Consider the following 14640-nt stretch of genomic DNA (forward strand, 5'->3'; position numbering starts at 1 on the left):
GAAGACGCCGAGGATCAAAATGTAATTTACACTTTGGTCGTAGGTGCTTCGTCCGAAGTGACTTCACGGGTAATATATCCAGCCAATTTTTTCTTCGGTTGAGTAATTTCGGCGTGTTGCGCTTCGAATATCCCGCGCCGTTTTTTCAGTGCTGTGTTTTGCGTCATTCTTCTTTTTTAGTAGTAACGATGAACTAAAACAGTCTCTTAGGCAATCAGACTATTCTGTACAACTTGTGTCAACGGGGTACAAGCTTTCATCATAACAAACCGTGTTATATTCATAAACGAATCTAATGAATGAGTCCTATATTTCTATAATTTTAAATTAAATGCCGTTTTAGTTAGAGGCGACCATTCCATTAGTCTGGGCCATCAACAGTCAGTCACCAGTTTCCAATGAACGGCTGGTCAACCTTGAAAAGTGGTCTGTCAGTGACAGCCAAGCACTCAAACTACGATAGTAGAATGAAGAAATATTTATTTTAATAGTCACAAAGCCGGTAATAACCGGTTATTTTCAAATCAAGAATACATAATATGGCAACAACGCGCTTATTTGAAACGTCTGAATGATCCTGTTACTACGCCAAAAATCTCAAACTGTGTATCTGGACGAATGTAAATGGGTCTGAAAGCACCTGATGAATTAGCCGGCATAAGCCTTGGCATCTTGTTTGCACCGTAATCAAGGATCTTGATGGTGAATTCTCGATCCACCACTGCAAGCACAATGTCACCGATGACTGGCTTTTTGGATCGATCTACCACAACTTTGTCATCCGGTAACAAACCCAGATCAATCATCGATTCTCCCTTAATAGTAACGAAGAAGGTTGAATCGGCGTGGTCAATTAGAAATTCACTGATATCAAGACGTTTCTCGACATGATCGTCTGCTGGGCTTGGTAAACCTGCGGCCACTTAGGTAGAAAAAAGTGGCAATCGTGTTGGCTGATCGCTAATCGTAGGATGTTACGGTGCTTGAATCGATGGGAATCGTTACCGGTCTCGAGGATGTCGCAGTGATGCGATCGAGTAAGGCGGTGGTCATTTTTTCATCGCCAAAAACTTGCACCCACTCAGCAAAATTGAGATTCGTGGTAATAATCAGATAGGTTTTCTCATACAATTGGCTAATGAGATGAAACAGCAAAGTCCCGCCGGATTCCGGGAATCGAGCCGTAGTCTATTTCTGATAAATCAGTCATTTAATTTTATCCTGTGTTTAATCTGTATCATTATATACTTCTTAAGTAACTAATTAATATAGATTTTATCTAGAACAGAATCTATTGATATTTTTCGAGATTGTTTAGGTTTTTATTGATTCAGACTCGTTTCTTTACAAGAAAATGATTTTAATTATTTATTTCTGACGGTTATCATAATATTTATGATAACCGTCAAGCCTAAAATACTAACTCTTTATCCATTGGATATAGGAGACCCAGGTACAGGAGTGTTGTTAGTTTCCGGCATTAAAGAGCTCCGATTTTTGGGTAATGATTGAGAAAGTTGATGATACTTTTCAGCTTCTCTCTTACCGGCAAGAGTAATCGTATATTTCCTTCTCTGCTCATTTTTTGTTTTAGGATTTTTGTCCTTTGGGTTAAGGATACTTATTAATCCCTTATCATCTAACCTGCTTAATGTCATTACAATAGCGCCTAAAGATGGTTTTTTCGCCCCATCAGCGGTAGATACTGAAGATTGTATCTCAGATGCATAAGCGGCTCTATTTAAGTCATTTAATGTGTCGAGTAATAAAATCTGTAGGTTTCTTCTAAATAATAGACTCATAATTTCTTGCCCTTTTGCTTTAAATATAATCATCTTATTTTGAATAAAATTCGTTCTTCTAATAATCCGAAAAAAATATAGTTTAGAAAGAATTTTCCTACGCTTTCTGTTTTTAATTAGAAATTTAAAATACATATCAATTAAATTTTTTCTGGAAATTTCTTGTTTAAAGAGAATACTCATATTCATATGCACTCCTTTTTACGGCAATGTCTCATATCAGTCTGAAGTGAACAGTCATCTTTATTGATATATGTTCACTTAGAAAGTGACATTTAATAACCAATAAGTTTTTTGAGAATATAGAGAAGTGCAGCTGATCCGACCACCTTATCAATTAACTTGCTGGAAATTGCCCCACTATCAGATGTATATATTTCAATTATTAAAGCAAAATTTGCTCTTTTTATATCGCTGTTAAATAAGTTGTTTAAATAAATTTCTTTTAGATTATTTATAAAATCTTCCCAGTAACCCTCATGTTCGGCTTTAAATCTTTTTTGAACGACGCCGAGTTGGTCATTAACTTTAAGCTTGTCATAAATCTTTTGAGCTAGAATTATTTCGATTGTTATTTCAGATTCTAATTCATCAATAAAATCTGAGAATATTTTACCAGCTAAATCAGTTGTTTGACTGCGTCCGGCATTCCGACAGAAAAATTCTATTTCTGAAAATTTATTATTTATCTCATTACAATCCCGACCAAGAACAATAAGGAGATGTTGAGCATATATTTCTTGCGGTAATGTGATTCCAATATCAAAATGTGCCCTACCATTTCTATGGGTGGGTATAGGTTTCTGACATTTACTACAGAGCCTGTCCATTTGAATTCCCTCCTGAAAACGACATTGATGTAAGGATTTTGACTGTTATTCAAAATCCTAAGCTTGCAAAGATTTTCATGTGATCGAAAATATATCAAGTGTTAACGTCGTTAACGTTAACGACGTTAACACTACTATAGTCAAATTCATATTGTCAACAAATTTTTTAAATATTTTGTTTGTTAGTTTCGTAATATATAGAATAAATAATTAGAGGCTTTGTTCTGGCTTAATGGTCACCGGCGATAGAAGTGAGAACAGAAAAAACATGCCGCCGTAATCGCCTGCAATTTGAAGTGCCAAAGTGGGCAGTCAGTTCATCCGCTTGGACGACTTGTGTCAAATTTGTGCCACAATTGAGACCAGTCGAGACAAAGTGGTGTTTGGAAGAACCGGTACTAAGACCCTGTTTTTCAATGGTCTTGGGTGGTATAGGTTGGTCTGTGTTAGACCGGAAGATGGTGGAGACGGCGGGAATGGTTCCCTGCTACAGATTCACCCCAGTCGTTCGATCTTAGCGCTGGTCGTCTCGATGTGATACTTTAGTGCGGCGATGCACGGTTCAAATCGACGGCTAAACCCTATTGCCGCCATGACCCGAGTGAGGAACGCGCGTGCCAAATCTTGTGCGTGTCGCCAGGTTTCGTTGGGTACATTAACGCGAAAGGTCGCTTCGGGTATGGTTTCAAGCAGTCTGCCACCAGTATTAGGCGCGAAAGCCATTGGCGTCATGTCATAGGCTGGTGCAATGTAATAAGGCCGACCATGTTCAGAGACGAATGATAGGTTGCCGCAGTGCATATCCGTGTTGCCGATCAGAGTGCCAAATGCCCACAGGAGATCTGCGAAGCCCACTGCTTCCGGACGGATATGGTTGCCATCCGCCAAATGTCTGGCAATGACGGGCCAGTCACCTTCTATTCCGACGAATTCGGCATCCAATGCAGCCAAGGAGTGCAGCGCATAGCGGCCCAGGTTGCCGATGCGATCAAAACGTTCCACTTCGAGGAAGCGTTGACCGCCATGATCGACTATCCGTGTTTTGGCGGAAGGGATATCAGCTTCGCGCAGCGTTTCTAGCGCGAGGTGTTCGGCCAGCAGAAGATCTCGCCAACGCTCGCTCACGGACTCTTCCGTCAGCTCGCTGAATTTCACGATAACGTACCGAGGTCCATCTGGCGTCATGGCATAGGCGGTGAATTTTGGCTGCTCGCCCCCGGCTGACGATCCAGGTATTTCACCGTAGGCGGCTGCCAATCGAGCATATTCCTCGCCCTTCTGTCTCTCTGTGATTGGATCGGGGACGGGAGCAGCGAGAAATCGGTCTTTTGTAATTTCGCCTAAAAGTAGATTTCCTACCACATCATGCCCATGCACAAGCAGTGCTCGTAAAGCGTGAGTATCGGTCCAGTCTTTAAGTCGCACCGGAAGCCCGAGTTCAGCACCATGACGAGCGGCGTACGCCCTGCCAAGATATCCTTGGGGGCGCATGTCAAACAACCACCATGGTAGGCCGTTGCTGTGCAGGGTCACACCGTCTTCCTGGCGCATGACGAACCCTTCTGGACGGACTGGGACCAGAGTTCCCAGTTGTCGGAGTAGGCCCTCTGCATTGACCCGGTAAATCGGGATGTCTGATAATCCGCGCAAGTTATCGCGTAGGGTGTATTGAATTGATCGTGCAGCTCCTATACGTACGACTTCACTGCCAAGTTTGCTCACCGCGCGAGAAATAGTCGGCTGACTTACACCAATATTTACAGATAGTTGGCGGGCAGATAGCGGTCCACGTGATAGTTGTATACGGATTTTCTCAGCGTGCTGTAACATGCGTATGAATTAATATATGAATACATTAGTGAATAGATATTATAAACTAATTTGAAATTCATTCGGAAAATTATCGAAGATCAAAGTTGTCTGCAGCCAAAGCTAGGTGGATATATGGCAGTTTTAGGCGAGAGGTCGCTGTCGATCATTAGGCATCGCATGACTGCATCGGGTCGCTTTTCGCTGAAAGTGGCCAGTCAATTTCTTTCAGTAAATCTCCGGTAATCTAGCCAAAGAATATGAGGCAGCCGGTACTGTCATGATCTTCAGATCTGTATATCGTTTCATTTAGGTTGATTACAGTTAGTAAATCTTATAAAGATAGTAATTATTTTGCCGTTTATACGAATACGGGGAAGATATTGAGAATGTTAGGTTTGTCAGCGACCAGGTGCATTGTAAAGGAGCGAGTACTTTATGGGATACGAGAAAATATCCGAACAAGCAGAGAAACTTAATTATCGAGATAAGCTCCGATTGGCTCAGTTGTTGATTCAATTAGCTCGAAAAGAGGAAGAAGAAGAAAACCCGGAAAAGCGCGCAGATGAGGCCACTTCTTGTTCATCTGATCCTGATCTTATTCAATACGTCGTTGATAGACTGAATAAATTAAGACCAGCGAAAAGAAGAACGTTACTTAACTCAATCGGAGCAATGTTCCAATTTCAGGGGGGTGTGTCTGAGAGTGACAAGGAAAAAATATTATCCGAACTATTGGACAACGGTCATATAAGCATTACGGAAAATAATTGTGTCCAGTATCCGAGGTAAGTATAAGTCTAACAAGTCATTCGAGCACCCCCCTTCGGAACTGGGTGTGCTGACGAGTGTTTCACAATTCTAGCGTTAATTACTTTGACAGGATGACAGGATTACGAATCAGAAATGGGTTACAAACGACGTTATCGTAGGAGTTCTGCTTCAGCAGTGGTCAGTGATATGGCGTACATCGGCTCCAAAGTAAGCTGGCAGAGAGCATTGTTGTTAGGTACGATCTCATTTGGACTGTTTTATTTTGCATTGCCTGCAAGTATTGAGTCTCTCTTAAATGAGAGGCAAAATAGTACGTTCTATCCAATACTTGAAGCTGTACTCGCAAGACGGGTGCACTGGCTTCAATGGATAGGGATTGCGTGTGGACTTGTCGGTCTGTTTTTCTCGTTGCGTAATTACTATTTCGTCAACACAGCAGGTCGTAATGAGCGGAGTCTAGCCGCTTTTATAGCCAAACTTTTTGGAAGAAGCATCGGTTGACTAACTTAACGAATAGCTTCAGCGGATAGCAAAAGGCGGAGCGACAAGGAAAACCATTTTTACTGTCGCTGAGGCTCGTGTTATCTCTGTTAGGCTGCTGAAATCTGCCTAGAGCCTGTTGTTCTTATCAAATTAGTGGCTAAATGATGGAGAGAGTATCTATGAAAACCAAAATGATGTTGGTAGCTGTTTTGTCAGTAGTCGGAGTTCTAGCAGCAAATACAGCCAGTGCTGAGTCGTATGGCATATACGGCAATACCATTTATGGCTCTGATGGTAGTTCTTATAGTCAGCATGGTAATACTTTGTATGGTAATGACGGGAGTTCATACAGCACATATGGCAATACCACTTATGGCTCTGATGGTAGTTCGTACAGTACATACGGTAATACCACATACGACAATAATGGCAATTCATATTCGACATACGGTAATACAACCTATGGTTCAGATGGATCGTCGTGTTCTCGATACGGTAATCAGGTCTATTGTCAGTAAAGATTGAAGCTTAACAAGGCACATGTACTCGGACTGCTAATAGTTACGTTGTTTCGCTCAGTAGCTTTTAGCATCTGTAGATTCGAACGTGATTTAAGTTCTTAAATGTCAGCTCGCGTCAGTCAATGGGCAACAGATGCCTATAGAAAGTCTTTTTATAAACGGTAAGATTGGACGGTTACGCTTCCAAACCAAAGTTTCATAAACTTGTCTTTTGTACATTAAATAGATTTGCATTATATGTTTTAAACATATACAGTAATGTATATGAAACAAGATACTATGGTGCGTACACAAGTTTATCTATCCAAGGAACAAGAGCAAGCTCTCAAATCTCTTGCCCTGACTTCCGGAACACGCCAAAGCGAGCTTATTCGTGAAGCGGTTGATTTGTTGCTGTCAGAAAAGAATGCCCTGCAGGGCCAGTGGAAACAGGCCCTGCATGACATGAAAGGTATATGGGCAGATGACAAAACCGCCAAGCAGCGTATGCAAACGATTCGTGAGGAATTCGACCGTTAAAAAATGGCGCACTACCTGATAGATACCTGCATCTTAATTGATTTTTTTCGTGGCAATGAAAAAGCCGCGCAGTTTCTGGAAGAACTAGAGAACCCCCCTTTCCTTTCAGCCCTCACTGTTGCCGAGTTATATGCAGGTGTTCGGGATGGCAAAGAACGTACCCTGCTCGATAATTTGGTGCAACACTTCCCTGTGATCCCTTTGACTGATGAAGCGGCTACTAAAGGCGGTTTGTATCGTCGCCAGTATGGTAAAAGTCATGGTGTCGGTATTGTCTATGCATTGCTTGCTTCTTCTGCTGAATGTAAAAATCTTATCCTTGCTACCTGCAATGTGAAACATTTCCCGATGATGGAAAGTGTCTACTGTCCCTATTAAGAGTAAACAGAATAACCTGGCTTGCGTAAGATTTCGTATTGTGCACCTATAACGGGCTTGTAAGTTTCCGGCCACGCCAGGGTATCAATCAACCCGCAAAGGCAAATCTGGTTTAGCTGTGAATTGGCAGTTTGAGTTTTGAACAGATTTGCTTTAAAGTAATGGTAATACCGATATTAATCTTACTTAAAGAGGAAGCATTCAATAATGCTCATTACATCAAAAGGTCAAGTCACTATTCCCAAGAAATATAGAGAAGCATTGGGCCTGTTGCCGCATACGCATATCGAGTTCGAGTGTGTCGGTGATGAGTTGCGCATCAAGAAAGCAAAGCAGGTTACCCGTGGCCAAAGAATGATTGAAATAATGGCCGGGAAAAGCACGGTTTCAATGAGTACCGATGAGATTATGAAATTGACGCGCAGTGAGTAATGCCGGTTCTAATTGACAGTAACGTCATTCTGGATGTCTTTACCAGGGATCCGCAATGGTTTGACTGGTCATCAAAGACACTCACCTATTATGCTGAGCGTGAGCTGCTTTATATTAATCCTATCGTTTATTCTGAAATCTCGATTGGTTTTAAACGTATTGAGGAATTGGAACTGGCTTTGCCTGGTGATTATATTCTTCGAGAAAATCTACCTTATGAAGCCGCCTTTCTGGCGGGCAAATGTTTTCTGAAATACCGGAAGTCAGGTGGCGTTAAAAACGCACCACTACCAGATTTTTATATTGGCGCACATGCTGCAGTACGGGGATGGTCTATTCTGACTCGAGACAATGGTCGCTTTAATACTTATTTCCCGACATTACACGTTATTACGCCAGAAAAACCATAATAAATGTGGTTTCTATTTCATGTTTCTTACTATTATTTGCAACAGGGCCCTTTTTATTGCTGTGGTCTGAGTTGCTCAATTTTCTCTGGCGTAAAATGGCGGTAGAAAGTGGTTCTTCCGATGCCGAGTGCTTTGATAATATCGGAAACGAACAGATAATTCTCCGTGTCTTTGAGCATAGCTTGAGCGGTGCGGATTTTTTCATCTGTCATGAGTGTTGGTCTACCACCAATCCGGCCATTTTTGCGGGCCGATTTCAACCCTGCCCGCGTGTTTTCAACGATGATTTCGCGTTGAAACTGGTCAAAAGCTGCATTCATGTGGAAGAACAGTCTGCCTTCAGGCGTGGCGGTATCAATATTCTGAGTCAGAACCTTCAAACCAATTTGGCGCTCTTCCAGATCCTTCACTGTATTGATAATCTGAGTGAGTGATCGCGCCAGGCGCGACAGTTTCCAGATGACAAGTGTATCTCCTTTACGCATGAAATCGAGCGCTTGTTGCAATTGTTTACGGTCTTTACTCGCCCCGGAGACTTTTTCCGTGAATATCTTTTTGCACCCGGCTTCATTCAAAGCATCTATTTGCAATTCTGGATTTTGATCCAGCGTTGAAACCCGCGCATATCCAATCAGCATATTTTGTGTTCCTAAAACGATATTTAGAGATATTAACAGAACATATGATTAGGAACAAAGTATTGGAACAGATTATTACGCGTTTTCTTTCGAATTTATCAATCTGTTTGAGTTGTTCCAAAAACGATCGTTTTTGGAATAGGTGCTGTACATTTTCAAAACGTACATGTTGCTTATACGTAAATTTTTATGTACTATTTTAATGTGTACAATTATTGGATTTTGACCATGCCTCGAATCCCAGTAGAAAACAATGATCGTATGTCATTACGTATTGCTTCAGAAGAGAAATCGCTGTTGATACGGGCAGCTGCTCTACAGCATACTAACTTAACCGAGTTTGTTATCAGCAATGCTGTATCGGTGGCTCGTAAGATCATCAATGAGAATGAAAGACTGGAACTGACCGAGAGAGACAGTTTGCACGTTCTGGATCTTCTGGATAATCCCCCGGCACCCAATGAAAAATTGATGGCTGCTGCATTCTCCTTGCCAAAACAAGAATGACGCTGCCGGCCTGGCACGAAGAACCTATCGGCAAGCATCATGACCGTATCGCTTTCAACTGCGGTGATGAAGCGTTGAATCAGTTTTTACATTGTCATGCAAGGCAGAGTCATGAGAAGGGAGGAGCAAAATCTTATGTTACTGTTCCTGATAACGACAATAAAAAAGTACTTGGATACTACTGTCTTAGCCCAGCTTCCATTGCTTACGAGCGAGCGCCGGAAGTGATTAAACGTGGTTTGGCCAGGTATGAAGTGCCAGTATTCAGGCTTGGACGTCTAGCGGTGGACGTGTCAGTGCAAAAACAAGGACTAGGAGGACAGCTGTTACTTGCGGCAGGACGACGTTGCCTTTTGGTTGCAACGCAGGCTGGCGGCGTAGCGTTCCTGATTGATGCTAAGAATAAGAAGGTTGCTCAGTGGTATGCTGGCTATGGCGCTGTTCCACTACTGGATGCACCTTTATCATTGCTATTGCCTTTCAAGACTATCCATGCGGTACTGACTGCTGCTGGAAAAGTGTGATGGGACAGATTAAGGGTTTTGCTTTGCCGGCATAATTCCAAAAGCAAGTAAGTATTGAAATACTTAGCTTTCACACAATGAGAAGGAATTCAGACAACTTGCAAGTAACAATCTACAGCTAAAATAATGCTTAAGATATGAAGATATGATCATATCTTCATATCATCTTATTTTTATGCTTCAACTCTAATTGTTACTGAGCATAAGGTTTAAACCAGATTTATTATATTTATTTGAGAAAAGATGGAACGAGTAATAGAATTTTTTATGTTTTAATTTGAGCATCATTCCTGGATTATTCATCTAAATGAATGTCTTTATTTTCGAGTACGCCGATAACTTGGCGGTACAAATCTCTTGTCATGTTATTTAATCGTGTTGTAGGAGTTTGCCATTTCGGATTATCTGCCATTCTAAGTGTCCTGATAGCTCTAACCTCACCTATTTTTCCCATGATCTTAGCTTGTGGTAGTTTAGATAAGAATTCACGATAGACATATTCTCGTTCTGTGTGTCCAGATGGATACATATTGATAAAAAGGCGAATATTTTGAGCGCCCGCTTCTTCCAACCGTTTCATATGCTCTAATCCTTCGGTCACGGCTTCAGGGTCAGGCGTAATCGGTATAATGACCAAATCCACACTTTTGGCGATCCATTGATCAAATTCTGGACGATTGCCGCCGCTGTCAATGATGCATAAACCATCATTATTCATAGCTGCTTCGATCAATGTTGTCAGTATTTTTGGTTCTCTTGCGTCATAATAAGCGTATGGTCGTCCATTAACTTTAATAGGTGGACGATTGTCTGTATGCATGAAATAGGACGGAACTTGATGCCACGCCGCGCCAAGAGCTAGTGCATGAGCCAGTGACGTTTTACCAACCCCACCTTTACTAGCTGTAATTGCAACACCTTTCATTGCCCTGCCCTTTCCATATCACGCTTAATTATTATTCTAAGCGCTTGTGATGCGTTTACAGGTTTTCCTTGTTTTTGAGTCAGATCAGTAGCGATCTTATCGATATATGATGAATAAAACTTTTCTATACTGAAAGTACGGCGCACTGTTTCATTTTCTACTTCTGTTTGTTGTATAACGGCCTTTTTGAATTGATCATCAATCGGTTTGGCTGTAGGAGTCTTTGTGTTTAAATCAATAAGCTTGGGTGCCTTCATATAATCTTATCCTCATATAGTATGATCATATCGTAATATGTATTATGCGCATGAATACAATTACGGTGATATTAGTATTATGATTATACTATTATACGATATGATCATATCGTAATACAATATGAGATAGTACGCTTCGTTATTGAACTGGTCATCAATCGATCTGGCTGTGGGAGTCTTTGTGTTTAAATCAATAAGCTTGGGTGACCTCATATAATCATATCCTCATATGGTATGATTATATCGTAATATAATATGAGGAAATACGTTATGTTATTAATATGTTTTTATTGCATGGCAATATGGCAGTGTGACGATGTATTGATATGATGGTGTGAAGATATGATAAGATGGTATGATGTTCATATGATATGTTCTTTCTTAGTTGGGAGTTATTGTTTAAATGAGTAAAAACACTTGCCGCAAGTGCAGCTTTCCGTAGTGTCCATCAACATTAAAGTTGTACCAGTTATTTTCACAATAGACGCTGACAATGGAAAAAATTCAATGCTGATTTACAGCTTTATACGCTCATATTTTTGAATGATAGTTAGCAAATCGAGTATATTACACAAATTGTTAAAACTAAAATATCGAAGTAATTCAAGCTACAGAAATGAAAATCTTTGTTTCTGAACGATGAAACTATATAAAGGAAATGTCAATATGAAGTCATTCAAAGTTAAAATACTTTTGACCATTATGCTTTGTATCTGTGGAAATTATGTGCATGCCCAAGATTTTGATGTTATTGGGCTTAAACTTGGCATGACCGTAGAAGAAGTTCACAAGGTGCTAAAGGATTACGATGTGGAATCAAATATTAAAGAGCATCGACAATACTACAACTATAGTGATGGCGTTGAGCACTTTAAAACAGATGATTTTGTTTATTATATTGATGCAATAAAAAGAAAGGAAAATAATGACTACTTGTCCATTTTCTTTTCTCCTGGTCCTCAAGGGGGACGTGTAGTGGCTGTTACCCGGACTTTGGAAAATAAGGCTCAACCCCCTACGCGCGGCCAATACCTGAGTGCGCTGAAGAAAAAATACGGACAGCCTACATCAGAAGACATAAGTACAGTTCATTGGGATTTTCCAGCAGGGAAAATACAGTGCTTAGTTGGTGCCATTGGGGCTTACCAACCGACGCACCCCAGTATTCTGAAAAAAATATACAGCGCAAATGTTGGAAGTAGAGATGGTATTTTTCATAATTCAAAGGTAAAGTCACTCTCAGATTGTGCTAGTTATCTTACATACTCAATGCCAAGTGGTGATAATAGTCCTGTTACGGAAGCTCGAGCAATCATGGTTGACGTTGCGGGCATAGCTAACGGTGAATTGGCAGCAAATGAATGGGTGGACGGACTTGCAGAGCAAGCTCGCAAGGCTCGTGAAGCTAAAGGCGAGATGCCTGATCTCTAGTAGTTAGTAAGCTGTTGGAATGTGTCCGAGTCCTCAAACCGATGAGGTTTTATCTTTGAAAGTGCCCAGGTGGTTTGGTCTTCGTTGTGTGATTTCGAGGAAGTCGAACCGGTGTGCGGCAAAGAGCTTGATTTCGTTGATTTACTCATTTCTAATAATTCACACTTTGTCGCAGAAAGCAGAGGGACTTCTTTGTCAGCTTTTTACAGTTTTGATAAGGCGGTGGTGCAACTAAAAGGAGCTAAAATACCATGAAACGAACGTCTGGTTTGGTTTGAGATACTGTACATAGCCCGGTTTTCTGTTCACATTTGCTGTAAAAATAAATCAATTTGTCTTGCGGTAAAGATTATTGATTCCAGTTGTGACAGGGGAGGGTTAGTATTTAACTGTGTAACATACGGGGCGATGTATTCAGCGCGTCAGTTTTCTGGTTTTTCTTGCAGCCAGTTGTTGTATTGACGCCTGCTTATCGTTATACCGGATCATCATGTTTTTTCCAAAGACGGGTAGTTCAGAAAACAATCCTCTTTCATGTTTAATGAAATCCCTGCCGGTTTTCTGATACACAAAATCGTTATCTGCGTGAACAATCTCACCTTCGTATTTGATTGCTTCTTCTTTGACCGCTTCTTTGGCCAGATAGATATTATAAATACCGGCCCTGATATCACCGGCTTTACTGATTTTATCGATTTTCCATTCGCCATTGACTTCATGCTGCAGCAATTTCTGGCCGTTCATTACCAGCAGTCTTTGTTTCAACATTTATTGTGCTCTCTACTTGATCGATTCCTGAAATAGAGCGACATTAAGCACCTTTTGCAGCAGTCTTTGTAATTGTTTTTGTTCGCCAGGATTTAAATGATCAAATATGGCGTCTGATTTATCATCAGTACCAACCTTCTCTGCAATATTGACGACCAGTGCTTTCAATTCAATTTTCTGTTCGGTTTCTTTTTTGTTTTTGCTTTTGCTTTTGTTGCCTGGTCGGGTTTTAGGCAGAAACATTGCATTCTCAACAGGGTTACTGCTTAAACGCTGGTGCTGCATATCGGTCAGGCAGTCACGCATGAGTAAGATCGCGGCACGCGTCAATTCCGTGTTTTCATCAGAAACCCACCGGGTAACTTCATCTGGAAACTGTCTGTATATTTTAACCAGTTCGTTAATGCCGCCCAGATCGTTGATACGGCCGTTATTGACCAGATCAGAGATGACCGGCGGCAGATCAAGCAGCGTTGTGTGTTGAGAAACATACGCTTTGGACTTGCCGATCATCACGGCAATTTCATGATTCTTCTTGCCGGCGGAGAGTTGCTGGCCGATAAAGTCGGCCACCTCTCTGGAAGACAGGTTATCGCGCTGGATGTTTTCAATGACCTGGTCAATTTCCGTATAATCATGATCTATAAAAGCGGGGATGGTCTTTTTGCCCGCTATTCTGGACGCCCGGTAACGTCTTGCGCCATGATTAATGATGTAGGTCCCGGATTTGTCCGGGTTGGGACGCACCGATATGGGCGTTTTAACGCCCCGTGTTTTAATGGTGTTGGCCAGTTCTTCCAGGGACGCAGTATCAAACACCTTTCTGGGTTGATTCGGGTCTTCAATAATCGAATCCAGATCCATTTCACTTAAGGTATGTGCCTTGGCGGATTTGCTGGTTTCATGTTTATGTTTTTCAGTCAAAGTGATAGCCCTATAAATTCCCAATTGCCATTTGGGTGATACTTATCTATGATATTTTAATTATCTGCCATTTATCAGGTAAACATCAATAATTTAGACCAATCCTATTTTGTACAATCAAATCCTGCTGACAAATATTTTGCGCATCCTTGAAGAGAAGGGGATGACTAAAAAACAGCTTTCCGAGAAGTCAGGCATATCTATTGCGTTCATGCAAGACCTTACTCAGGGCAGAGGCAATCCTTCGCTAAAAACAATGGAGGCGATTGCAGATGCACTGGAAACGCCGATCCAGGTCCTGCTGGAAATAAATGACGTAACAGACGGTGAGCTGGAAGCGTTGTTGCCCGGCAATAAACAGAAATTCTCTGATCTGCCGGCAGGCTATAAAAGAACGTATGCAATTCTCAATGACTTTCAGGATTTTCAGGTAAGGCAGTGGGACGCAGCCAACAAGAAATTAATACAAAAATTAAAGAAACAATAAAATAGTTCTTGCATTAACTATAAAATGGTTATATTGTTACACCCATCTTAACCGACTGGTGTAAACAAGCCCATGCAAGATATTGCAGTTGCTCCACTCACAGCCCCGCTCACGGCCGCGTCGACCGTCAGGGACCGCGCCAAAAGAAAGCTTGAACGCGATGCCCGCGATATCGTGTCTGCGTTGCAGGACCCTGAAACGGTTGAAGTCATGGTCAACGC

The 14640-nt window shown here is 41.4% G+C and carries 20 protein-coding genes and 2 pseudogenes; 11 read left to right on the top strand and 11 right to left on the bottom strand.

Features of this window, described 5'->3' with window-relative positions:
- Positions 1-26: 26 nt before the first annotated feature.
- From C8R11_RS16280 to yjjJ, 6 genes and pseudogenes are all read right to left on the bottom strand, one after another.
- Positions 27-167 carry a hypothetical protein gene (locus C8R11_RS16280; protein WP_181258269.1) on the bottom strand — a complete coding sequence of 47 codons (141 nt, stop codon included), beginning with the start codon at positions 165-167 and terminating at the stop codon, positions 27-29.
- 387 nt (positions 168-554) lie between these two features.
- Positions 555-971, bottom strand: a pseudogene (locus C8R11_RS13985) (LexA family protein); the annotation flags it as partial.
- Positions 972-979: 8 nt separating this feature from the next.
- Positions 980-1176, bottom strand: a pseudogene (locus tag C8R11_RS13990) (ATP-binding protein); the annotation flags it as partial.
- Between the two features lie 251 nt (positions 1177-1427).
- Complete coding sequence (locus C8R11_RS13995) at positions 1428-1991, bottom strand: helix-turn-helix transcriptional regulator (RefSeq protein ID WP_107796238.1); 564 nt, start codon at positions 1989-1991, stop codon at positions 1428-1430.
- A gap of 86 nt (positions 1992-2077) precedes the next feature.
- The gene (locus tag C8R11_RS14000) at positions 2078-2632 is read right to left on the bottom strand and encodes a hypothetical protein (RefSeq protein WP_107796239.1); all 555 of its coding nucleotides are present in this window, start codon (positions 2630-2632) and stop codon (positions 2078-2080) included.
- A 495-nt stretch (positions 2633-3127) separates the two neighbouring features.
- Positions 3128-4462 carry a type II toxin-antitoxin system HipA family toxin YjjJ gene (gene yjjJ / locus C8R11_RS14005; RefSeq protein ID WP_107796240.1) on the bottom strand — a complete coding sequence of 445 codons (1335 nt, stop codon included), beginning with the start codon at positions 4460-4462 and terminating at the stop codon, positions 3128-3130.
- Between the two features lie 417 nt (positions 4463-4879).
- Here yjjJ and C8R11_RS14010 point away from each other — a divergent pair, with 417 nt between their 5' ends.
- From C8R11_RS14010 to C8R11_RS14040, 7 genes are all read left to right on the top strand, one after another.
- The gene (locus tag C8R11_RS14010; protein ID WP_107796241.1) at positions 4880-5233 is read left to right on the top strand and encodes a hypothetical protein; all 354 of its coding nucleotides are present in this window, start codon (positions 4880-4882) and stop codon (positions 5231-5233) included.
- Positions 5234-5401: 168 nt separating this feature from the next.
- Positions 5402-5716 (top strand): hypothetical protein, encoded by a 315-nt coding sequence (locus C8R11_RS14015; protein WP_107796242.1) that lies wholly within the window; start codon positions 5402-5404, stop codon positions 5714-5716.
- 161 nt (positions 5717-5877) lie between these two features.
- Entirely contained in the window at positions 5878-6216 is a 339-nt protein-coding gene (locus tag C8R11_RS14020) for a hypothetical protein (protein WP_244907703.1), read from the top strand.
- Positions 6217-6483: 267 nt separating this feature from the next.
- On the top strand, positions 6484-6738 hold the full coding sequence (locus tag C8R11_RS14025; RefSeq protein WP_181258270.1) for a ribbon-helix-helix domain-containing protein: 255 nt from the start codon (positions 6484-6486) through the stop codon (positions 6736-6738).
- Between the two features lie 3 nt (positions 6739-6741).
- On the top strand, positions 6742-7116 hold the full coding sequence (locus C8R11_RS14030; RefSeq protein ID WP_107796244.1) for a type II toxin-antitoxin system VapC family toxin: 375 nt from the start codon (positions 6742-6744) through the stop codon (positions 7114-7116).
- Between the two features lie 207 nt (positions 7117-7323).
- A complete protein-coding gene (locus tag C8R11_RS14035) occupies positions 7324-7548 on the top strand; it encodes an AbrB/MazE/SpoVT family DNA-binding domain-containing protein (RefSeq protein WP_107796245.1) in 225 nt (74 codons plus the stop codon).
- Positions 7548-7958: a type II toxin-antitoxin system VapC family toxin gene (locus C8R11_RS14040; protein WP_107796246.1), complete on the top strand. Its 411-nt coding sequence runs from the start codon at positions 7548-7550 to the stop codon at positions 7956-7958. Before C8R11_RS14035 ends, C8R11_RS14040 begins: the two co-directional genes overlap by 1 nt.
- 53 nt (positions 7959-8011) lie before the next feature.
- Here C8R11_RS14040 and C8R11_RS14045 read toward each other — a convergent pair whose 3' ends face one another.
- Positions 8012-8596 carry a recombinase family protein gene (locus C8R11_RS14045; protein ID WP_107796247.1) on the bottom strand — a complete coding sequence of 195 codons (585 nt, stop codon included), beginning with the start codon at positions 8594-8596 and terminating at the stop codon, positions 8012-8014.
- A 228-nt stretch (positions 8597-8824) separates the two neighbouring features.
- On the opposite strand from C8R11_RS14045, the gene C8R11_RS14050 reads away from it, so the two are divergent.
- Together C8R11_RS14050 and C8R11_RS14055 are read left to right on the top strand one after the other, a co-directional pair.
- The gene (locus tag C8R11_RS14050; RefSeq protein WP_107796248.1) at positions 8825-9103 is read left to right on the top strand and encodes a type II toxin-antitoxin system TacA family antitoxin; all 279 of its coding nucleotides are present in this window, start codon (positions 8825-8827) and stop codon (positions 9101-9103) included.
- A complete protein-coding gene (locus tag C8R11_RS14055; RefSeq protein WP_107796249.1) occupies positions 9100-9627 on the top strand; it encodes a GNAT family protein in 528 nt (175 codons plus the stop codon). The genes C8R11_RS14050 and C8R11_RS14055 overlap by 4 nt, the downstream gene beginning before the upstream one ends.
- A 295-nt stretch (positions 9628-9922) precedes the next feature.
- Here C8R11_RS14055 and C8R11_RS14060 read toward each other — a convergent pair whose 3' ends face one another.
- Both C8R11_RS14060 and C8R11_RS14065 read right to left on the bottom strand, forming a co-directional pair.
- Positions 9923-10552 (bottom strand): P-loop NTPase family protein, encoded by a 630-nt coding sequence (locus C8R11_RS14060; RefSeq protein ID WP_107796250.1) that lies wholly within the window; start codon positions 10550-10552, stop codon positions 9923-9925.
- On the bottom strand, positions 10549-10809 hold the full coding sequence (locus tag C8R11_RS14065) for a hypothetical protein (RefSeq protein ID WP_090703058.1): 261 nt from the start codon (positions 10807-10809) through the stop codon (positions 10549-10551). Before C8R11_RS14065 ends, C8R11_RS14060 begins: the two co-directional genes overlap by 4 nt.
- 666 nt (positions 10810-11475) lie before the next feature.
- Between C8R11_RS14065 and C8R11_RS14070 the strand changes: the two genes are divergently transcribed.
- The gene (locus C8R11_RS14070; RefSeq protein WP_181258271.1) at positions 11476-12240 is read left to right on the top strand and encodes a hypothetical protein; all 765 of its coding nucleotides are present in this window, start codon (positions 11476-11478) and stop codon (positions 12238-12240) included.
- Between the two features lie 414 nt (positions 12241-12654).
- Here C8R11_RS14070 and C8R11_RS14075 read toward each other — a convergent pair whose 3' ends face one another.
- Both C8R11_RS14075 and C8R11_RS14080 read right to left on the bottom strand, forming a co-directional pair.
- On the bottom strand, positions 12655-13008 hold the full coding sequence (locus C8R11_RS14075) for a KfrB domain-containing protein (protein WP_107796252.1): 354 nt from the start codon (positions 13006-13008) through the stop codon (positions 12655-12657).
- A 12-nt stretch (positions 13009-13020) separates the two neighbouring features.
- Positions 13021-13932, bottom strand: coding sequence for a ParB/RepB/Spo0J family partition protein (locus C8R11_RS14080; protein ID WP_219908615.1), 912 nt, complete (start codon positions 13930-13932; stop codon positions 13021-13023).
- A 109-nt stretch (positions 13933-14041) separates the two neighbouring features.
- On the opposite strand from C8R11_RS14080, the gene C8R11_RS14085 reads away from it, so the two are divergent.
- The gene (locus tag C8R11_RS14085; RefSeq protein WP_107796253.1) at positions 14042-14419 is read left to right on the top strand and encodes a helix-turn-helix domain-containing protein; all 378 of its coding nucleotides are present in this window, start codon (positions 14042-14044) and stop codon (positions 14417-14419) included.
- Positions 14420-14640: the final 221 nt, after the last annotated feature.

Origin of the sequence: Nitrosomonas aestuarii, from assembly GCF_003046585.1 — a bacterium.
Classification (GTDB): Bacteria; Pseudomonadota; Gammaproteobacteria; order Burkholderiales; family Nitrosomonadaceae; genus Nitrosomonas; species Nitrosomonas aestuarii.